General features: G+C 70.7%; 17 protein-coding genes. 7 read left to right on the top strand and 10 right to left on the bottom strand.

Features of this window, described 5'->3' with window-relative positions; all coding sequences use genetic code 11:
* Window positions 1-47 precede the first annotated feature (47 nt).
* On the bottom strand, window positions 48-1,334 hold the full coding sequence (locus AB0I59_RS17285; protein ID WP_358133761.1) for an MFS transporter: 1,287 nt from the start codon (window positions 1,332-1,334) through the stop codon (window positions 48-50).
* Between the two features lie 420 nt (window positions 1,335-1,754).
* On the opposite strand from AB0I59_RS17285, the gene typA reads away from it, so the two are divergent.
* Together typA and AB0I59_RS17275 are read left to right on the top strand one after the other, a co-directional pair.
* Window positions 1,755-3,608, top strand: coding sequence for a translational GTPase TypA (gene typA / locus AB0I59_RS17280; protein ID WP_061255010.1), 1,854 nt, complete (start codon window positions 1,755-1,757; stop codon window positions 3,606-3,608).
* A 245-nt stretch (window positions 3,609-3,853) separates the two neighbouring features.
* A complete protein-coding gene (locus AB0I59_RS17275) occupies window positions 3,854-4,459 on the top strand; it encodes a superoxide dismutase family protein (RefSeq protein ID WP_358133758.1) in 606 nt (201 codons plus the stop codon).
* Between the two features lie 261 nt (window positions 4,460-4,720).
* Here the strand turns inward: AB0I59_RS17275 and AB0I59_RS17270 are convergent, their stop codons facing one another.
* From AB0I59_RS17270 to AB0I59_RS17255, 4 genes are all read right to left on the bottom strand, one after another.
* Window positions 4,721-6,241, bottom strand: coding sequence for a helicase HerA-like domain-containing protein (locus tag AB0I59_RS17270; protein WP_061255012.1), 1,521 nt, complete (start codon window positions 6,239-6,241; stop codon window positions 4,721-4,723).
* Window positions 6,242-6,288: 47 nt separating this feature from the next.
* Window positions 6,289-6,870, bottom strand: a complete 582-nt coding sequence (locus tag AB0I59_RS17265; RefSeq protein ID WP_358133754.1) for a polysaccharide deacetylase family protein — start codon at window positions 6,868-6,870, stop codon at window positions 6,289-6,291.
* Between the two features lie 282 nt (window positions 6,871-7,152).
* A complete protein-coding gene (locus AB0I59_RS17260) occupies window positions 7,153-7,458 on the bottom strand; it encodes a hypothetical protein (RefSeq protein ID WP_061255014.1) in 306 nt (101 codons plus the stop codon).
* A 427-nt stretch (window positions 7,459-7,885) separates the two neighbouring features.
* Window positions 7,886-8,461: a helix-turn-helix domain-containing protein gene (locus tag AB0I59_RS17255; protein ID WP_061255015.1), complete on the bottom strand. Its 576-nt coding sequence runs from the start codon at window positions 8,459-8,461 to the stop codon at window positions 7,886-7,888.
* A gap of 87 nt (window positions 8,462-8,548) precedes the next feature.
* Between AB0I59_RS17255 and AB0I59_RS17250 the strand changes: the two genes are divergently transcribed.
* A complete protein-coding gene (locus tag AB0I59_RS17250; protein WP_061255016.1) occupies window positions 8,549-9,388 on the top strand; it encodes an EamA family transporter in 840 nt (279 codons plus the stop codon).
* A 122-nt stretch (window positions 9,389-9,510) separates the two neighbouring features.
* Here the strand turns inward: AB0I59_RS17250 and AB0I59_RS17245 are convergent, their stop codons facing one another.
* On the bottom strand, window positions 9,511-10,098 hold the full coding sequence (locus AB0I59_RS17245) for a sigma-70 family RNA polymerase sigma factor (RefSeq protein ID WP_061255234.1): 588 nt from the start codon (window positions 10,096-10,098) through the stop codon (window positions 9,511-9,513).
* A gap of 259 nt (window positions 10,099-10,357) precedes the next feature.
* Here AB0I59_RS17245 and AB0I59_RS17240 point away from each other — a divergent pair, with 259 nt between their 5' ends.
* A complete protein-coding gene (locus AB0I59_RS17240; RefSeq protein WP_061255017.1) occupies window positions 10,358-11,431 on the top strand; it encodes a PLP-dependent cysteine synthase family protein in 1,074 nt (357 codons plus the stop codon).
* Between the two features lie 20 nt (window positions 11,432-11,451).
* Here AB0I59_RS17240 and AB0I59_RS17235 read toward each other — a convergent pair whose 3' ends face one another.
* From AB0I59_RS17235 to AB0I59_RS17225, 3 genes are all read right to left on the bottom strand, one after another.
* A complete protein-coding gene (locus AB0I59_RS17235) occupies window positions 11,452-12,114 on the bottom strand; it encodes a response regulator (protein WP_061255018.1) in 663 nt (220 codons plus the stop codon).
* On the bottom strand, window positions 12,102-13,295 hold the full coding sequence (locus tag AB0I59_RS17230) for a sensor histidine kinase (protein ID WP_358133748.1): 1,194 nt from the start codon (window positions 13,293-13,295) through the stop codon (window positions 12,102-12,104). Before AB0I59_RS17230 ends, AB0I59_RS17235 begins: the two co-directional genes overlap by 13 nt.
* A 133-nt stretch (window positions 13,296-13,428) precedes the next feature.
* Window positions 13,429-14,436 carry an ABC transporter substrate-binding protein gene (locus tag AB0I59_RS17225; RefSeq protein ID WP_358133745.1) on the bottom strand — a complete coding sequence of 336 codons (1,008 nt, stop codon included), beginning with the start codon at window positions 14,434-14,436 and terminating at the stop codon, window positions 13,429-13,431.
* Window positions 14,437-14,541: 105 nt separating this feature from the next.
* On the opposite strand from AB0I59_RS17225, the gene AB0I59_RS17220 reads away from it, so the two are divergent.
* From AB0I59_RS17220 to AB0I59_RS17210, 3 genes are read left to right on the top strand one after another with little or no spacing between them, the layout of a single operon-like run.
* Entirely contained in the window at window positions 14,542-15,555 is a 1,014-nt protein-coding gene (locus AB0I59_RS17220) for a FecCD family ABC transporter permease (RefSeq protein ID WP_061255020.1), read from the top strand.
* Window positions 15,552-16,622, top strand: a complete 1,071-nt coding sequence (locus AB0I59_RS17215) for a FecCD family ABC transporter permease (RefSeq protein ID WP_358133742.1) — start codon at window positions 15,552-15,554, stop codon at window positions 16,620-16,622. Before AB0I59_RS17220 ends, AB0I59_RS17215 begins: the two co-directional genes overlap by 4 nt.
* Window positions 16,619-17,416, top strand: a complete 798-nt coding sequence (locus AB0I59_RS17210) for an ABC transporter ATP-binding protein (RefSeq protein ID WP_061255022.1) — start codon at window positions 16,619-16,621, stop codon at window positions 17,414-17,416. The genes AB0I59_RS17215 and AB0I59_RS17210 overlap by 4 nt, the downstream gene beginning before the upstream one ends.
* Here AB0I59_RS17210 and AB0I59_RS17205 read toward each other — a convergent pair.
* Window positions 17,352-19,271, bottom strand: a complete 1,920-nt coding sequence (locus AB0I59_RS17205) for a tetratricopeptide repeat protein (protein ID WP_358133739.1) — start codon at window positions 19,269-19,271, stop codon at window positions 17,352-17,354. The two genes, AB0I59_RS17210 and AB0I59_RS17205, sit on opposite strands and share 65 nt — an antisense overlap.
* Window positions 19,272-19,786 lie beyond the last annotated feature (515 nt).

The following is a 19,786-nucleotide window of genomic DNA, read 5'->3' as shown; positions in this document are numbered from 1 at the left end:
CCGTGGAGCGCGCCCGCGTGGATCCACGGTTGCGGGCGCGCCCCGGCTCACACCTGTTCGGGGACGACCTCCGCGCGGCGCAGCGCGGCCCGCCGCAGTGGCTCGCGCAGCGCCGTGCCGAGCCGTACGCCGGCGAGGCGGGCGAACAGGGCGGCGGCGAGCATCGTGGCGGCCACCGTCACGACGCCGCCGAGCTGGAGGGCCAGCCGGGGGCCGAAGGAGTCGCTCAGCCAGCCGAGCAGCGGGCCGCCCACCGCGCCGGACGCCGCGGAGACCACGCCGAGGACCGCGATGACGCGGCCGCGCATGTGATCGGGGCTGTCCAGCTGGGCACGCGCCGATACGGCGGTGTCGAGCACGACCGCGCTCGCGGCGACGGGCAGCATGAGAGCGGCGAACGAGACGAAGCCCGGAGCCAGGCCGCTCAGCAGCTGGACCGCGCTGGCCAGCAGAGCGGCGCACAGCAGCAGCCGCAGCGTGAGCCGGGCCCGGCCGGCCGCGACCACGCCGCCGATCACCGTGCCGACGGCGAAGACCGTCGAGAGCACGCCGTACCCCGCGGAGCCGGCGGCCAGGGGGCCCGCGCTCATCGCCGCCATGGTGACCTGATAGTTGCGCCCGAGGCTCCCCAGGACGAGGGCGAGACCGAGGAGCACCAGGAGCCAGGGCGTGCGCAGCACGTAGCGCAGGCCCTCGCCGACGCCGCGTTCCCCGGTGGAGGATGCCCTGGGCAGGACGTGCATCTCGTCGCGGCGCATGGCGAAGATCGCGCCGATCACGGCGAGGAAGCTCGCCGCGTTGATGAGGAACAGGGCGCTCATGCCGGTGATCGGGAGCAGCACGCCGGCCGCGCTCATGCCGAGGATGCGCGCACCCGAGCTGATCACCGAACCGAGCGCCATCGCGTTGGGGAGGTCCTCGGGCGGCACGACCTCCGCGCCGAACCGGCCGAGAGCGGGGCCGCCGATCGCGTTGACCACCCCGGAGGCGAGCATCACGGCATAGAGGGGGACCATCGACCGGGGCTCGCCCATCGCGATCATCGCGAGGGCCAGGGCGAGCCCTCCCTGGGCGATCTGCGCGGCCAGCACGACGGGCCGGGAGGGCAGCCGGTCGGCCAGCGAACCACCCCACATGCCGAGCACGAGCGTGGGCAGCGCCTGGAGCACGAGGCTGAGCCCGACGCTGGTGGCCGAGCCGGTGGCCGAGAGGATCAGCCAGTTGACGCCCAGCACCTGCATCCAGGTCCCGGTCACGGAGACGAGGTCGGCGGCGGCCCAGAACCGATAGTTACGGTGCCGAAGGGAACGCAGCGTCGCCGCGGGTAAAGCCACCGTCGTGTCCTTCTTCGGGGAGATTCAACGGCAGGACGAACACACGGCCGATATCCCAGGATTCCGTTTTGTCCGGAAATATGATGCTAATCACATGCTAAAGTGGTTTTGAGCAGATCATGTGAATCGAAGAGGTCGATCCTCCAGCCACGTGACCGATCCCGCCAGGGTGATCTTCTTCGAGATCTCGTCGCAGATCAGGGGCAGGCCGCCGACCGCCATCCGTGAACCCATCAGCGATGGAACTTTCGGCGACAAACGTGGAGATGTGCCAGATCGTGCGCCCATGGCGCGCGGCGGTGACGGGCATCAACTAAAATCTGAAGGTCGCACTCGCGGCCAGAGCGTCTCGCGACGGGACACGAGCCGGTTCCCGGGACGCGGACGGACAGCCCCAACGAACCAGAGCGAGACTCCACTATGCCATTGAACAGCCGCGACGACCTGCGGAACATCGCGATCATCGCGCATGTCGACCACGGCAAGACCACGCTCGTGGACGCCATGCTCTGGCAGTCCGGGGCGTTCCGCGCCAACCAGGACGTCGACGAGCGCGTCATGGACTCCAACGACCTGGAGCGCGAGAAGGGCATCACCATTCTCGCCAAGAACACCGCGGTCAAGCACGGGGGCATGACGCTCAACATCATCGACACGCCCGGCCACGCCGACTTCGGCGGCGAGGTGGAGCGCGGCCTGTCCATGGTGGACGGTGTCGTCCTGCTGGTCGACGCCTCCGAGGGACCGCTGCCGCAGACCCGTTTCGTGCTGCGCAAGGCACTGTCCGCCAAGATGCCGGTCATCCTGTGCATCAACAAGGTCGACCGGCCCGACGCCCGGATCTCCGAGGTCGTCGACGAGGTCTACGAGCTCTTCATGGACCTCGACGCCACTGAGGAGCAGATCGACTTCCCGATCGTCTACGCGTCCGCCAAGGCGGGCCGGGCCTCGCTGAACCGGCCGCAGGACGGTGGCATGCCCGACGCCGACGACCTCGAGCCGCTGTTCGAGACGATCGCGTCGACGATTCCGGCGCCGGTCTATGACCCGACCGCGCCGCTGCAGGCCCACGTCACCAACCTCGACGCGTCCAGCTACCTCGGCCGGATCGCGCTGTGCCGGGTGCACCAGGGCACGATCAAGAAGGGCCAGCAGGTCGCGTGGTGCCGCACTGACGGCACCGTCCAGCGGGTGAAGATCTCCGAGCTGCTCATGACGGACGCTCTGGAGCGCAAGCCCGCCGAGGAGGCGGGCCCCGGTGACATCATCGCGATCGCCGGCATCCCCGACATCATGATCGGCGAGACGCTGGCCGACCCCGACGACCCGCGCCCGCTGCCGCTGATCACCGTGGACGAGCCGGCGATCTCCATGACCATCGGCACCAACACCAGCCCGCTGGTCGGCAAGGTCAAGGGCTCCAAGGTCACCGCCCGCATGGTCAAGGACCGCCTCGACAAGGAGCTCGTCGGCAACGTCTCGCTGCGGGTGCTCCCGACGGACCGGCCCGACTCCTGGGAGGTCCAGGGCCGCGGCGAGCTCGCCCTGGCCATCCTGGTCGAGCAGATGCGCCGCGAGGGCTACGAGCTGACCGTCGGCAAGCCGCAGGTCGTCACCAAGCAGATCAACGGCAAGGTGCACGAGCCGGTCGAGCGGCTCACGGTCGACTGCCCCGAGGAGTACCTCGGCGCGGTCACCCAGCTCCTCGCCGTCCGCAAGGGCCGCATGGAGCACATGACCAACCACGGCACCGGCTGGATCCGGATGGAGTTCGTGGTCCCGGCCCGCGGCCTGATCGGCTTCCGTACGGAGTTCCTCACCGAGACGCGCGGCACCGGCCTGGTGCACCACGTCTTCGAGGCGTACGAGCCGTGGTTCGGCGAGCTGCGCACCCGCAACAACGGCTCCCTGGTCGCCGACCGCTCCGGCCCTGTCACCGCGTTCGCCATGCTCAACCTGCAGGAGCGCGGCACGCTGTTCGTCTCCCCGACCACCGAAGTGTACGAGGGCATGATCGTCGGCGAGAACTCCCGTTCCGACGACATGGACGTGAACATCACCAAGGAGAAGAAGCTCACGAACATGCGCTCCTCCACGGCGGACGAGACCGAGAAGGTCATCCCGCCGCGCGTCCTGTCGCTGGAGCAGGCGCTGGAGTTCATCCGCGAGGACGAGTGCGTGGAGATCACTCCCCAGACCGTCCGCATCCGCAAGGTCGTCCTGGACGCCGCCACCCGCGGCCGGACCGCCGCGCGGGCCAAGCGCGCCAACTGATCGCGCAGGGCAGCGACCGGGAGATCCGCACGCCGGCCGCCTGAACCGAAACCGGTTCAGGCGGCCGCCTGCGTTCCGGCCCACCGCGCGCCGACGAGCCGGGCACATCGTCTCGACGGGGCCAAGAGGGCGCAATACGACGCCATCCAGGCCGCCGTTTCCCACCCGCGACATGGCCCACGCATGGTTTCCTGCGTAACGGAAGGTAATCGGAACGCAACCCAACGCACAAAGCAGGAGTCACCATGCCCGGCAGGACACATTTCGCACTCGCCGTGATGCTCATGCTCGGAGGGGCCGTCGCCGGATCCTCCGCCGCCGAGGCGACACCCGGCCGCATCGCCCGCCCCCTCGACGCCACGCTCCGCGACGCGAACGGCAAGCGGGTCGGCGTACTGCGGATCGAGGACGAGGGACCGCAGGCGACCCGGATCACCGTGAGCGTCTGGGGCCTGCCCGCCGGCTATCACGGCTTCCATGTCCATACCACCGGCACGTGTGACGCCAAGGCGGTCGATCCGGTGACCGGGAGCCCGTTCACCTCGGCCGGCGGGCATCTCGACCTCGACGCGTCCGGGCACCACGGCGACCACTCCGGAGACCTCCCCGCCCTGCTCGTGGGCCGGAACGGCACCGGCCGCGCCTCGTTCGTCACCGACCGGTTCCGTGTCTCGCAGCTGACCGACTCGGACGGCAGCGCCGTCGTCATTCACGCGCTGCCGGACAACTACGGCAACATCCCCGTCCGCTACACGCACCCGGCGGACGTGACGGGGACGACGGGCGCCGACGCGACCACGTTGAAGGCCGGCGACACCGGCAACCGGATCGCCTGCGGCGTCGTCCACTGATGCCCCAAGCCGCCCCCAAGTGGCGCACAAGCCGCCCGGGGCACCATGCCTGTAGGAGAGCACCACGGGGGTGCGGTGCCTCCACGAGAGGGGGAATCCGTCATGAGACTCGTCAACACGATGCTGTACACCGCGCAGACCGGCGCCTGGTTGATCATCGGAGCGCTGGTGCTGCTGATCGCGCGCTGAATCCGGTACGGCTCGCCCGGGGGGTGCGAGCCGTACACACCGATGTCAGACCGACGTCAGCGTTCCTCGACATCAGCGGCGACGGCGTGCGGTCCCGAAGATGGACCGCGTGATCTCCTTGCCGAGGGCGGACGCGGCCGACCGCGCCAGCGACCGGAACGCGGGCGAGCCGAGCACGCCCTCCAGGGTCGACTTCTCGCCCGGCCGCTCCCTCGCCTCCTCGCGCCTCTCTCTCGGCCGCTCGGCCGTTTCGGCGGGTGCCGTGGGGGCGGGCGCGTGCGGGGTGAGCCGGGCGCTCAGCATCTCGTACGCCGACTCCCTGTCGACCGCCGTGCCGTACTTGGGGAGAAGCGGAGAGGTGGTGACGGCCTGCCGGACAACGGCGGGGTCGGACGGCGCCATCAGGCTCCGCGGCGCGCGCAGGCGGGTCCACGCGACCGGCGTGGGCGCGCCAGTCTCTGACAGCACGGTCACCACCGCCTCGCCGATGCCGAGCTGCGTGAGCAACTCCTCCAGGTCGTACGACGACGAGGGGAACGTGGACACGGTCGCCTTCAGCGCCTTGGCGTCCTGCGGTGTGAAGGCGCGCAGGGCGTGCTGCACGCGCGAGCCGAGCTGGGCCAGTACGTCGGCGGGCACGTCCTTGGGCGTCTGGGTGACGAAGAAGACCCCGACCCCCTTCGAGCGGATCAGCCGCACGGTCTGCGTGATCGACTGAAGGAACGCCTTGGACGCGTCGCCGAACAGCAGGTGGGCCTCGTCGAAGAAGAACACCAGCCGCGGCTTGTCCGGATCGCCGATCTCGGGCAGCCCCTCGAACAGGTCCGCCAGCAGCCACATCAGGAAGGTCGAGAAGAGCTGCGGCCGGTCCTGTACGGCGGGCAGCTCCAGGATGGAGATCACGCCCCTTCCGTCGGGCGTCACCCGGAGCAGGTCATGGGTGTCGAACTCGGGCTCGCCGAAGAACGCGTCCGCGCCCTGCGCCTGGAAGTTGATCAGCGAGCGCAGGATCACCCCGGCGGTCTGCGCCGACAGGCCTCCGATCCCCTTCAGCGCCTCCGGATTGTCCGTGAGGTACTGGATGACCGCGATCAGGTCCTTCAGGTCCAGCAGCGGCAGGCCGTGCTTGTCGGCGAAGTAGAAGATCAGTCCGAGCGAGGACTCCTGGGTCTCGTTGAGCCCGAGGACCTTGGCCAGCAGCGTGGGGCCGAACGACGTCATGGTGGACCGGAGCGGGATGCCCTCCCCGATGCCGCCGAGCGAGAAGAACTCGGTGGGCGACGCCGTGCCCGACCAGGTCTCGCCGACCTCCGCGGCCCGCGCGGTCACCCGGTCGGAGGCCACGCCGGGTGAGGCGAGGCCGGACAGGTCGCCCTTCATGTCGGCGAGGAAGACCGGCACCCCCTGGGCGGAGAGCTGCTCGGCCGTCATCTGGAGCGTCTTGGTCTTCCCCGTCCCGGTGGCGCCCGCGACCAGGCCGTGCCGGTTCATCATGGCGAGCGGGATCCTGATCTTCTGGGAGGGGTCGGCCCGCCCGTCCGTCACCAGCGCGCCCAGTTCCAGCGCCGGCCCCTCGAAGTCGTAGCCCTTCATCGAACCTCCTCGAGCGTGGAGCCCCGGGCTTCCCCCAAAAAGAGGAATCAACGGTCGGAGTACCGCTTCCCCGGCGTGAGATGGCCGAACAATTCGGACACGGTCACGTACGTGAAGCCCTTCTCGTCGAGCACCTTGAGCAGGCGCGGCAGCGCCTCCACGGTGGTCTTGTGGATGTCGTGCATCAGGACGATGTCCCCCGGCTTCGCCTTCGTGCTGCGCTGTACCACCAGCTTGGGCACCCGGTCGCGCCAGTCGAGGGTGTCGATCGCCCAGAGGATCTGCGCGAGTCCGAGCCGCCTCGTCTCCTCGGTCACCCTGCGGTCGGTCGCACCGTACGGCGGGCGCATGCCGTGCATGCGGACGCCGGTCAGATCCTTGACGAGCTTCTCGGTCCTGACGATCTCGCGCCTGAGGCCCGCGTCGCTCATCGCGGTGAGGTCACGGTGGTCCCAGGTGTGGTTGCCGAGCTCGTGCCCTTCGGCGACCATGCGGCGCAGCACCGGCCGGTCGTCCTTGCCGATCATCTCGCCGACCAGGAAGAACGTCGCCCTGGCGTGATGCCGGGCGAGCACGTCGAGGACGGTCGAGGTGTAGTTCCCCGGCCCGTCGTCGAAGGTCAGCGCCACACATCTGGTCCGCGCGCAGCTGATGTCACGGGGTTCCGGCGCCGTCGGGCTCGGCCAGGGGCGCGGTCGCCCGGGCTCCCCCGCCTGTCCGGTGCCGGACGGGTCTACGGTCTCCGGTCCGGGCGTCGCGCCTCCGGTCGTCGGAGCGGCCGTCGGAGGAGCGGTCGGAGGGGGCGCGGGAGCTGTCGTCCGCAGGATCGACGCGACACCGCATCCCGTCACCACGAGCAGTGACAGAAGGGCGAGGCCGACCCGCATATGTTCCCCCCGAGCAGGCGGGGATCAGGGATATCCCCTGGCCTTGTCCCCCCGTATGACCCTGGCCAGGTCCTCCCACCAGGGCGGCACGTTCGCTCGGAGCTCGGCATACCTTCGGGCCACCCTGATGGCGCATCCGGAGGGGTCACTACCCACATGGCGGCGTTTCACGGAAGCCTCCTGCCACCGGTAAACCCCGTCCCGGAAGCTCACGACGAGACCGATCCAGACGGAGAGCGTGGCCCCGTCCCCGATCTCGTACGCGTCGGAAACGCCGAGAGCGGCGAGCTCGGCCCGCAGCTTCGCCAGCGCGTCCGCGGACTCAGCCATCGCTCACGCTCCGTGGCCACGGAACGGCACGGAAAGAGTGGTCTAACAGTCTTTGTCCCGGCACAGCAGAACTCATGGAGTAATCATGGGGCTCCAGCCCGTTACCGCGCAGGAATATTGGCCTGACCGTTGCGCCCGGCGCCGCCCCGAAGACGCCTTTCCATCGCACGTTGGATGACTTCCCAGGGACATGGGGCCGCCAAACACCCACAAGCCTCGATCTTCATCACGCTATGACAAAGTCATTGAACCCGCCGTTACCCGGTCGCAGGCGGGGGCGCGAGGCCGCAGTGCCGCGGAGGTACGAGGACCTCGGGGGTGAGAGGCCGCGGGGGCTGCGGGTACGAGGCCGCGGGGGCTTCGGGTACGAGGGGGGTACGACGGCCGCCGGGGCGCGAGGGCCGTTCGGAGACCTGGGAACGGGGATCTAATCCGCCTGCTCGCGGGGCTCGATGACCACCATCACGAAGCGGAGCGGGGCGGTCCCGTCGTTGGCGTAGCGATGCGGGCGGTCCGCGTTGAACACCACCGCCTCGTCCGTGCCCACGGTGTGGCTCTTGCCGTACACGGTGAGGGTGAGTTCGCCCTCCAGCACGGTGAGCATCTCGCGGGTTCCCGCCGGATGGGGGTCGCCGTCGTGATGCTCGCCGGGGCCGAACCGCCAGTCCCACAGTTCGAGGATGGCGGGGGTGTCCGCGCCGACGAGCAGGCGTGCCTCGCCCCCGGCGGCGTGCCGGAAGGTCACCACGTCGGCGGCGTGGACGACCCGCACGACCGGGGTCTCCGACACCTCGACGATCCGACCGACCGTGACGCCCAGGGCCTCCGCGATCCGGCTGAGCGTGTTGATGCTGGGGTTCGTCCGCCCCTGCTCGATCTGGATCAGCATGCCGCGGCTCACCCCCGACCGTGCCGCCAGCTCGTCGAGGGTCATCCCCCGGTGGGCGCGCTGCCCGCGAACGTTCGTGGCGATGGCCGCGCTGATCGTCTCCAGGTCCGGCATGCGTACAGCCTAGTGAATCTGATTTGCAATCTGTTGCGCTCAACCTGTTGTATGAACAGTGCAATTCAATGGACTGTGAGGTGCGCGGTGACGGCAGTGGCGCTCGCTACGGCGTGTGCGGTGATCTTCGGGACGGCAGACTTCTTCGGAGGCCTGGCCACGCGACGATCCCGCGTCCTGGCCGTCGTCGTGATCTCCCAGATCGGCGGTCTGCTGCTGGTCTGTGCCCTGATGCCGGTCCTGCCCGGCGCGCCGAGCCCCGCGGCGCTGCTGTGGGGGATGGCCGCCGGTGTCGCCGGGGCGGTCGGCGTCGTGCTCTTCTACCGGGGACTCGCCTCCGGGATGATGTCGGTGGTCGCGCCGACCACGGCGACGACCTCGATGGCCGTGCCCGTGCTGTTCGGCCTGGTCCTCGGCGAGCGCCCCTCGCTCACCGCGATGGCCGGGATCGTGCTCGGGCTGCTCGCCGTTCTCCTGGTCAGCCGTGACTCCGCCGCCGCGTCCGGCTCGCGGATCGGCCCGATCGTGAGCGCCCTGGCGTCCGGTGCGGGCTTCGGCGGATTCTTCGTCCTGCTCAAGCTGGCCCCGGCGGGCTCAGGCCTGTGGCCGCTGGCCGGCGCGCGCATCGCGTCGATCTCACTCGTCGTGCTGCTGGCCCTCGTATCGCGCAGGACGCTGCGTCCTCTTCCGGGCGCGCTTCCGGTGACGATCGCGGCCGGAGTGCTCGACATGGCCGCCAACATCCTCTACCTGCTGGCCGCCCGGGGAGGCATGCTCAGCCTGGTGGCGGTCCTGGTGTCGCTCTATCCCGCGAGCACGCTGCTGCTCGCGCGATACGTGCTGGACGAACGGCTCAACCGGGTGCAGATAGCGGGAGTGGGGTTCGCGCTGGGCGCGGTGGCACTGATCGCCCTGCCGCCCGCCTGATCGCCCTGCCGCCCGCCTGACCACCCGGCCGCCGGGCGGCGACGGAACGGGCGCAGGGAAGGCGAGCGTCTCAGGCAGCGCGTCAGGCAGCGTCTCAGGCGACTTGTCTCAAGCGACCCGTCTCAGGCGGCGACGGGCACGCGGACGACGCCCTCCTCGCGGGCGTACTCCGCGAGCATGCCGCGCAACTGGCGGCGGCCACGGTGCAGGCGGGACATCACCGTTCCGATGGGGGTGCCCATCCGGTCGGCGATCTCCTTGTACGCGAAACCCTCGACGTCGGCGAGATAGACCGCGACGCGGAAGTCCTCCGGCAACGCGCGCAAAGCGTTCATCACGGCGCTGTCGGGCAGCTGTTCCAGCGCCTCGGTCTCCGCGGACTTCAAACCGGTGGACATGTGCGACTCCGCAGCCGCGAGCTGCCAGTCCTCGATCTCCTCGGCGGCCGACAGCTTGGGCGAACGCTGCTTCTTGCGGTAGTCGTTGATGAAGTTGTTCGTCAGGATCCGGTGCAACCACGCCTTGAGGTTCGTGCCTTCACGGAACTGGTGGTAGGAGGTGTACGCCTTGGCGACCGTCTCCTGGACCAGGTCTTCCGCGTCGGCCTGGTTGCGGGTGAGGCGCATGGCGGAGGCATAGAGCTGACCGGTCACCGGGACGACGTCGCGTTCGAACCATGCCTGGCGTTGTTCATCGGTCATCGTGATCATGTCCATCCCCCTACGAAACTGCTCCCCCGCTACCCCTCCGGCGTGAACCCATGCGGGCGCACGGGACCGATTACGTCCCTTGACATCGTTGCAGGGGACTCGTAAGCGAAGCGTTAAGGTCTTCCCTGGTCAGAAGGGTCACCGTGGACGTGGATCGGCACGGCGAAGTCACGCGCCGATCGAGTAAGTCTCATTACAATAACACTCAATGCTCGATCCTGTAGAAATTGTGGCAAAGCTCACTAGCTAGAGTTATGGCATGAAACACGTGGAACGGCACGACCCGGCCACCCGGCGCTGGGCGGCGGAGGCCATCCAGGCCGTGGAGGCGGACGCCAACCGCAGCTGCGACACCCATCTGCACGTCTTCCCTCTCCCTCCGCACTGGGGAGTCGACCTCTATCTCAAAGACGAGTCGGTCCACCCGACCGGTTCACTCAAGCACCGGCTCGCCCGGTCCCTCTTCCTGTACGGCCTGGCCAACGGCTGGATCGGGCCCACGACCACGATCATCGAGTCGTCGAGCGGCTCCACCGCGGTCAGCGAGGCGTACTTCGCCCGGTTGCTCGGCCTCCCGTTCATCGCGGTGATCCCGGCGAGCACGTCACCGGAGAAGCGGGAGATCATCGAGTTCCACGGCGGGAAGTGCCACCTCGTGGAGGACCCCGGCACGATCTACGAGGAGTCCCGGCGGCTCGCCCGGGAGACCGGCGGCCACTACATGGACCAGTTCACCTACGCCGAGCGGGCGACGGACTGGCGGGGAAACAACAACATCGCGGAGAGCATCTTCCACCAGATGGCCCTCGAACGGCACCCCGAGCCCTCGTGGATCGTGGTGAGCGCCGGCACCGGCGGCACATCCGCCACCATCGGGCGGTACATCCGATATCGGCGTCACCTGACGCGGCTCTGCGTGGCCGATCCTGAGGGCTCGGCGTTCTACCCGTCCTGGGTCGCGCGCGAGGAGCAGATGGGGGCGGGCTCCAGGATCGAGGGCATCGGCCGACCCCGGGTCGAGCCATCGTTCATGCCGGCGGTCATCGACCGGATGACCCAGGTACCCGACGCCCTGTCGATCGCGGCCATGCGCTGGATCAAGGAGGTCACCCGCCTGGACGTGGGCGGCTCGACCGGGACCAACGTCGCGGCGGCCGTACAGATCATCAAGGAGATGCGGGCGGCGGGCGAGCGGGGCAGCGTGGTCACGCTGATCTGCGACGGCGGCGAGCGCTACCGGGACACCTACGGCGACGACCAGTGGCTCACCCGGCAGGGGCTCGACATCGCCCCCCACCTGGACGATCTCCGCGGCTTCCTCTCCCCGTCGTGACTTCCGCCTCCGGCGGGGGGTCAGGCGAGGCCGGCGTCGTGCGCGAGGAGCGCGATCTGGGTGCGGTTGGTCAGATCGAGTTTGACCAGGATGTGCGTGATGTGGGCCTTCACCGTCCCCACGCTCATGAAGAGCTCGGCGGCGATTTCCGCGTTCGTACGGCCCCGGGCCACGGCGAGGACGACGTCGCGCTCACGCGGGCTCAGAGCGGCGAGCGCGTTCCTGGCCCGTTCGTACGCGCCCGCCTCGGCGGCGGCACGGTCCATCAACCGGCGAGTGATCTTCGGGGACAGGATCGGATCCCCGGCGGCGACCCGGTGGACCGCGTCGACGATCTGGTGGGGCGGCGTGTCCTTGAGCAGGAAGCCGCCGGCGCCGGCGCGCAGCGCCAGGAGCACGTCGTCGTCGGCGTCGAAGGTCGTCAGCACGATGACCTGGGGCGGATTCCGGCGGCGCCGGAGCCGGTGGATGGCCGTGATCCCGTCCACCCGAGGCATCCGGAGGTCCATGAGCACGACGTCGGGCGCGTGCGCGTCGATCGCGGAGGGCACCTCGTCCCCGTCGGCCGCCTCGGCGACCACCGCGATCCCGTGCGCGCCGTCGAGCATCATCGTCAGCCCGGCTCGGACGAGGGGATCGTCGTCCACGATGAGGACGCGCACGGCCGTGGTCACGCCGGCCATGGTAGCCAGGCGTGCAGGCGGAACTCCCCGGCGGCGGTGACCTCGTGGTCGAGCCGCCCTCCGGCGAGCTGGACCCGCTCGGTCAGCCCGACCAGGCCGACGCCGCTGCCCCGTACGACCGGCGGAGCGGCCGGGTCGCCGGGCACCGGGTTGCGGATGTCGATGACCAGCCGTGCGCCGGGCCGCCCGTCCAGCGCCACCCGGATGGGCTCGCCGGGGGCGTGCTTGCGGGCGTTGGTCAGCCCCTCCTGCACGACGCGGTAGGCCGCGCGACCGACCGTGCCGGACAGCGCGGCGGGATCGGCGATCCGGTTGTCCACGCGCACGCTCATCCCCGCGTCCCGGGACTCGTCGACCAGCCGGGGAAGATCGGTCAGCGCCGGCTGCGGCCGTTCTCCGGAGCCGCCTTCCGTGTCCGTGTCCTCGTCACGAAGCAGGCTGATCACCCCGCGCAGTTCGTCGAGCGCCTGGTGCACGCCCGCCCGCACCACACCCGCCGCCCGGGAGAGCTGCTCGGGCGAGGAGTCCGGGCGATACTCCAGCGCCCCCGCGTACGTGGCCAGGAGGGAGAGCCGGTGGGCCAGCACGTCGTGCATCTCACGGGCGATCTGGGCGCGTTCGAGCAGCCGGGCCTCGGCCACGCGCCTCCCCTGCTCCGCCTCCGCGCGGTGGGCCCGCTCGCGCAGCGACACGATCAGCCCGTGCCGCGCCTGCGCCAACGCGCCCCAGCCGACCAGAGCGGCGTACGCGGCGACCACCAGCAGCAGCCACCAGCCGTAGGACAGCCCGCCCGCCGGCCGCCACAGGCCCTGCACGGCGTGTGCCGCGATCCCGGCGGCGGCCACGGCGGCGGCGACGGGGAACCGCCGCCGCCGGGCGACGTACCAGGCCCCGACGGTGGCCGGCGGGGTGGCGACCGGCGACAGCGCGGCCAGCACGGAGAGCGCCACGCCGCCGAGGACCGGCCGGCGCAGCAGCACCGGGACCAGGGCGCAGCCCGCCACCCCGGTCACGATGTCGAGGACCAGCACCGTCGCCACCCCGTGCGCGTCGGAACCGCCCCAGAACGCGAGCGCGACCAATGCTCCGACCGCGGCCGTCACCGCCGCCGTGACAGCGGGCCCGGGGGTGAGCCGGCGCGCGGCCGCCTCCTCCGAGTCCAGGCAGGTAGCGGCTTCCACAGGCTCAGGGTAGATCCGGGTCGGATACCCCGACACCGACCAAAGTCGACTCTCCCCGGCCGGGAACGACGGAGCCCGGCGCCCCTCTGAGAGGGACACCGGGCTCCGTGCGGGACGCGCGGGTGCGGGGCCGTCAGGCCTGCTTGGCGGGGTCCACGCCGAAGATGGTGGCGAGGTCGTCGAGCATGACGTGCGCGCCCTGCATCCCGACCGCCGTCATCCAGGTCTGGTCGTTGACGTCGTGCTTCTCGCCCTTGAGCTTGCCCCACAGCGGGTTGGCCACGAACTTCTTCTGGGTCGAGGCGACCGACGGGTCCTCGTACGAGCTCACGAAGATGTGGTCGGCGTCGAGGTCGGCGATGCGCTCCTCACTGATCGCCACCATGATCGTGTCCGTGACGGTCGGCTGGCCCTCCGGCCGGGGGAAGCCGACGTCCTTGAGCACGACGCCCGAGTAGGAGTTCTCCACATAGAGCCGGACGGTCGGCTCACCGGCGAAACGGGCGATCGAGATGGTCGGCAGCGTTCCGCCGTTCTTCTCCTTGATCTCCCCGCCGATCTTCGCGGCGCGCTCCTGGTAGGCCGTGATCCGCTGCTCGGCGAGGTCCTCCTTGCCCAGGGCCTTGCCCATCAGGCGGAGGTTCTCCTTCCAGATGGCGCCGGTGGTCTCGCTGAACACGGTCGGCGCGATGGCGCTGAGCTTGTCGTACAGGGCCTCGTGGCGGACCTTCGCGGACACGATCAGGTCCGGCTTCAGAGCGGCGATCTTCTCCAGGCTCGGCGCCTCCAGCGTTCCCACCGTCACCGCGTTCGCGGCGTTGGCGGCGACCGGCTTGAGATAGTCGGGCAGTTCCTCACCCATCGACCGGTACATCGTGAACCCGATGACCTCGGTGTCCAGCGTCAGGACGGCGTCCACGAAGCTCTGGTCGAGCGCGACGACCCGCTTGGGCTGCGCCTTCACCTCGGTCGTGCCCATCGCGTGCTCGATCACGCGCGGGAACCCCGCCTGGGACGCCTGCGTCGCGTCTCCGGCGGCTCCGCTCGCGTTCCCGGTCTCGTTCGCGGAAGTGGACGAGCCGCACGCGGTGACCGCCATGGCCAGCACGAGCCCGGCACCCAAGACGCGAAGCGCTTTCATCAAAAATCAGCCTTTCTTAGGTAAGGACTGCCTAAATTAGCTAAGGCTCACCTAAGCCTGACATACTCGTCGAGGTCAAGCGACAGAGAGAGGGATCACGAACTCATGAGTGCCCTGCGTCCGCGGCGCCGGGGGGCGGGCGTGCCGGCGGCGCTCGTCGTCGCGGTGCTCGCCGCGGCCGTGCTCAGCGTCATGATCGGCGCGAAGACCGTGCCGCCCGCCGACGTGTGGCACGCCCTGTGGTTCCCGGGTGGTACGGAGAACGACATCATCGTCCGTTCACTGCGCGTCCCCCGGACCGTCCTCGGCGTACTCGCGGGCGTCGCGCTCGGTGTCGCGGGCGCCCTCATGCAGGGGCACACGCGCAACCCGCTCGCCGACCCCGGCCTGCTCGGCGTCACCCAGGGCGCGGCCTTCGCGATGGTCCTCGCCATCATCGTGTTCGGCGTCTCCGACATCTACGGCTACATCTGGTTCGGCCTCGCGGGCGCGCTGATCGCGAGCGTCGGCGTCTTCGCGATCGGCGCCGTCGGCGGCAGGGGCGGCCCGAGCCCGCTCACCCTGGCGCTCGCCGGAACCGCCGTCAGCGCCTTCCTGTACGCGCTGACCTCCGGGCTCGTTCTCGTGGACGAGCAGGCCATGGACGTCTTCCGCTTCTGGCAGGCGGGGTCGATCGCCGGTCGGGGCGCGGGCGTGGCGTGGCAGATCCTGCCGTTCATCGTGGCCGGGCTGGTGCTCGCGATGGCGAACGCGCCGGGACTCAACGCGCTGTCCCTCGGCGAGGACGTCGCCCGCTCCCTCGGCAGGAACGTCACGGCCACCCGGGCGCTCGGCATCACCGCCGTGACCCTGCTCACCGCCGGGGCCGTGGCGGCGTGCGGCGCGCTCGCGTTCATCGGCCTCATCGTCCCCCACCTGGCCCGCGCGCTGTCCGGACCCGACCACCGCAAGCTGGTGCCGTACTCCGGACTGCTCGGCGCGGCGGCGCTGCTGCTGGCGGACGTGACCGGGCGGATCCTCGCCCGGCCGGGCGAGCTGGAGGCCGGAGTCGTCCTCGCCCTCCTCGGCGCCCCGTTCTTCGTCATGCTCGTACGCCGCAGGAAGCCGGTGCGGCTGTGACCGGCGTACGGCTCCCGCACGCCCGGCCCTACCGGGCGGGACGGGTCTCCTGGGTGATCCGCCCGCGCGGCGTGGTCGCGGGGCTGGTCGGGCTCGTCCTGATCACGGCCCTGGTCGCGCTCAGCCTGCGGATCGGCGACTTCCCCCTGTCGCTCGCCGAGATCGTCGACTCGCTGACCGGGACGGGAGGCAACCACTTCGTGGTGGTGGAGCTGCGCCTCCCGCGCGCGCTGACCGGCGTGCTGGTCGGGGCCGCGCTCGGGCTGTCCGGCGCGATCACCCAGTCGATCGCGCGCAACCCGCTGGCCAGCCCCGACATCCTCGGCGTGACCTCCGGCGCGAGCGTGACCGTGGTCGCGGTGATCGTCGCGAGCGGAACCGTGTACGGCGGGGCCAGCGGACCCCTCGCGAGCGTGGGCGTCCCCGTCGCGGCGCTGGCCGGCGGCCTGGCGGGCGCGGTGATCGTCTACTCGCTCGCCTGGCGGCGTGGCCTGGACGGATACCGCCTGGTCCTGGTCGGCGTCGGCGTCGCCGCCGTTTTCACGAACGTCAAGTACTGGTTGATGACCACCGGCGACGTGAACGACAGCAGCCGGGCGATGGTGTGGATCAGCGGCTCGCTCAGCGGGCGCGGCTGGGAGCACGTCGTTCCCGTGGCGTACGCGCTGGCGGTGCTGGTGCCGCTCTGCCTGGTCGGGACCCGTGTCCTGTCGGCCCTCAGGTTCGGCGACGAGACGGCGACCGGGCTCGGTGTGCGGCTGAACACGGCGCGCGCCCTGCTGCTGCTCGGGGCGGTGCTGCTCGCGGCGGTCGCGGTCGCCGCGGCCGGGCCCATCTCGTTCGTCGCCCTCGCGGCACCGCAGATCGCGCTGCGTCTCGCGGGAGTGGCGCAGCCCCCGCTGGTCGTCTCCGCTGTCACGGGCGCGGTCCTGACGTCGGCCGCCGACCTCGCCGCCCGGACCGTCTTCGCCCCGGCGGAGCTGCCCGTGGGTGTGGTCACGGCCGTGCTCGGCGCCCCTTACCTCATCTATCTGCTCGTCCGCGCACGCCGGGAGGCCCGCTCTTGAACACACGGCTGGAAGCCGTCGACATCCGCCTCGGCTACGGCGACCGGGTGATCGTGGACGGGCTCGACCTCGGCGTCGAGAGCGGGACCGTCACGACGATCATCGGTCCGAACGGATGCGGCAAGTCCACCCTGCTCCGCGCCCTGGGGCGGCTGATCAAGCCGCTGGACGGTCACGTGCTGCTCGACGGGAAGCGGATCGACAGGATGCCGTCGCGCGAGGTCGCCCGGCTCCTCGGCGTCCTCCCTCAGGCGCCCGCGGCGCCCGAGGGTCTGACGGTCGCCGACCTGGTCGCCCGCGGCAGGCACCCGCACCAGACGTGGTATCGCCAGTGGTCGCCCGGCGACGAGAGCGCGGTGGCCGAGGCCCTGGAGTGGACGGGCCTGCTCGATCTCGCCGACCGGCCGCTGGACGAGCTGTCCGGCGGTCAGCGGCAGCGGGCCTGGATCTCGATGGCCCTCGCCCAGGGCACGGGCCTCCTGCTGCTCGACGAGCCGACGACCTTCCTGGACCTGGCGCACCAGATCGAGGTGCTCGAACTCGTCCATCACCTGCACGCGCGGGCGGGCAAGACAGTCGTCATGGTGCTGCACGACCTGAATCTCGCGGCGAGGTACGCCGACCGCCTCGTGGCGATGCGCGACGGCCGGGTGGTCGCCGCCGGACCGCCGGACGAGGTGCTGACCGAGAGTCTGCTCGCCGAGGTCTTCGGCCTGAACGCCAAGATCATCACGGATCCCGTCGCGGGCACTCCCCTGGTGGTGCCGATCGGCAGCACGGCGGGCGGGGACTGAGCTCCAGCGCCTGCCGGACGTCCTCGTCCTCCGGGGCGAGTTCGGCGGCCCTGACGAGGTCGTCCCGCGCCTCCTCCTCACGTCCGATGGAGCGGAGCGCGACCGACCGGTTGAACCGGATCGTCGCGTCGTCGCCGCATTCGAGCGCCCGGGTGAGATCGGCCACGGCCTGCTCCGGCTCGCCCGTCTCGAACGCCAGCATCCCCCGGCTCGCCCAGAGCGCCGCCAGCGCGGGATCGTGGTGCAGCCCCGCGTCGAACGCCTTCCTGGCCTCGGCGTGCCTGCCTTCGGCCGCCTCCGCCTGTCCGAGCGCGCACAGCAGGTACGGATTGCGGGGGTCGAGGGCGAGACCCTGGAGCGCGTCCGCGCGCGCCTTGCCGTACTCGCCGAACTCGACGAAGAGACCGGCCCGGTTGGCGTAGGCGTCGGCGAACTCCGGGTCGAGGTCGAGCGCGTAGTCCAGGTCGGCCAGCGCGCCGGCGTGGTCTCCGGCCTCGAACCGGATCTCCGCCCGGTTGTAGTAGGCCTCGGGGAAGGGCGGCCCGACCCGCATCGCCGTCTCGTAGTCGGCGACCGCCTCTCCGGGACGGCCGAGCCGGTGCAGCAGGTTGCCCCGGGTGATGTAGTAGTCGGGGTATCCCGGATCCGCGGCGATGGCGGCGTCCAGGTCGGCCAGGGCGGCTTCGGGGTCGCCGAGCATCGCGGCGAGCTGCCCTCGGTTGGCGCGCAGGACCAGCCGGTGGATGGGGTGCTCCCCCGGATCGAGATCACGCTCGGTGAGCGCGATGGCCTGTTCCACCAGCCGGAGCGCCTCGTCCGGCCGGCCCGCCCGCGTCTCCACGAGCGCCTTGCCGTTCAGGTCGAAGCTCAGATGGAAGGCACGCTCGCGCCGGTCGGGCAACAACGAGGTAATGGCGACCGCCTCGTTGATCCACGACAGCGCCTCCCCGACGTCGCGTGCCGCCGGGTCGTGGTGCCTCATCAGCAGCATCGCGGTCGCGTAGGCCGCGGTCGCGCGGTTCTTCGGATCGGCGCTCTCCCGCCGCGCCCGGTCGAGGAGCGCCCGCGCGTCATCCTCGCGTTCGGTGGCCGCGAGCGCACCCGCGGTGCGGTGGACGAGCGACCACCAGCCCTCCGGATCGGCCTTCGGGTCGGCGTCGCGCAGCATACGCTGCCCGAGCCGGGCCGCCGCGTGGTGGAAGCCCTCCGTGAAGTACCGTTCCACGGTTCCGGCGCCGCCGTCCACCGCGCTTCCCGCTCCCGCCTCCGCGGGGGCCGTGCCGCACGCCGGGGTGGCGTCCGGGGTCTCGACGGCGACGGGAAGCGCGTGCCGGTTGAGCGCGCCGGCCAGGACGGGATCCCCGGCCTCCGCGCACACGACCACGGTGAGCAGCGCGGGGTCGATCCTGCGGAGCAGGACGGCGAGGAACTCCTGGTCCGTCTCGTCGGCCTCGTCCGCTCTCTCGACGACGAGCGCACCGGGCCCGGCCTCCTTCAGGTGATCGTGGAGGAACTCCACGAGCCCGTTGGACAGCCGGAGCGTGCGGCGTGGCGCGGGGACGAGGATCCGCTCCGCCTTGGGCAGGTGCGCCGCGACCGACTCCCGTACAGCCGGGACCACGTCCCTCAGGCCGGGAGCCGCCGCGCGGATCTCGATGTCGTGGGCTTCGACGATCTCTCGTCGTGCCAGGGGGACGAGAGCGTGGAGCAGAGCGCTCGCGATCGTGTACGGCCCGGCTCTCCCGCGGTCCACCGGCCCGCCCGCCCGACCGTCCACGGCGATCGGGGGCAGGACGAGCGGAGGAATGTCACGTTCCCCGTTCCAGCGTTGCCCCCGGACCCACAGATGACGCACACCGGCTCCCCTCGTCGCCCCCGGAAAGGCGAGACCATGCCGTGCGGCGGCCGGTCTCGCCCGTCGCTCACGCGTGGTGCTTGGCGCTGGCCTGGCCGGAAAGCTGGACCGTGCCGGGCTTGTGAACAACGACCTTCTTCATCAGGGCCTCTCCGATTGCGTCTCGGGAACGACGCCCATGTCAACACGGTCCACGTCAAGTAACAAGACCTTGGCCGGTAATGGTCATTTCCCGATAAATCCGGATAAACGGTGGATCGCCCAGGAACTGGGCCGGCTTCCGGCACGGTCCAACCCAGGCCGTCGCCCCCGACCCGCTTCGGCCGGGACACGGCCTGAGCACGGCCCGAGCACGGCCCGAGCGGCTCCCGGCCAATGACGAACGGCCGGCTCCGCGCGCATGACAAACGGGCGGGTCCAGGTGCGGACCCGCCCGTGAGCGCCTACGACGAGGCGGGTTCACCGCCGGAATGGGAAGCGAAATGTGCTCGGAGTCCCGTGACATGCCTGAACGT

This window comes from Microtetraspora glauca (assembly GCF_040656155.1).
Taxonomy (GTDB): domain Bacteria; phylum Actinomycetota; class Actinomycetes; order Streptosporangiales; family Streptosporangiaceae; genus Microtetraspora; species Microtetraspora glauca.
The sequence above is the reverse complement of the archived record's forward strand: the minus strand, read 5'-3'. Positions and strand labels throughout refer to the sequence as shown.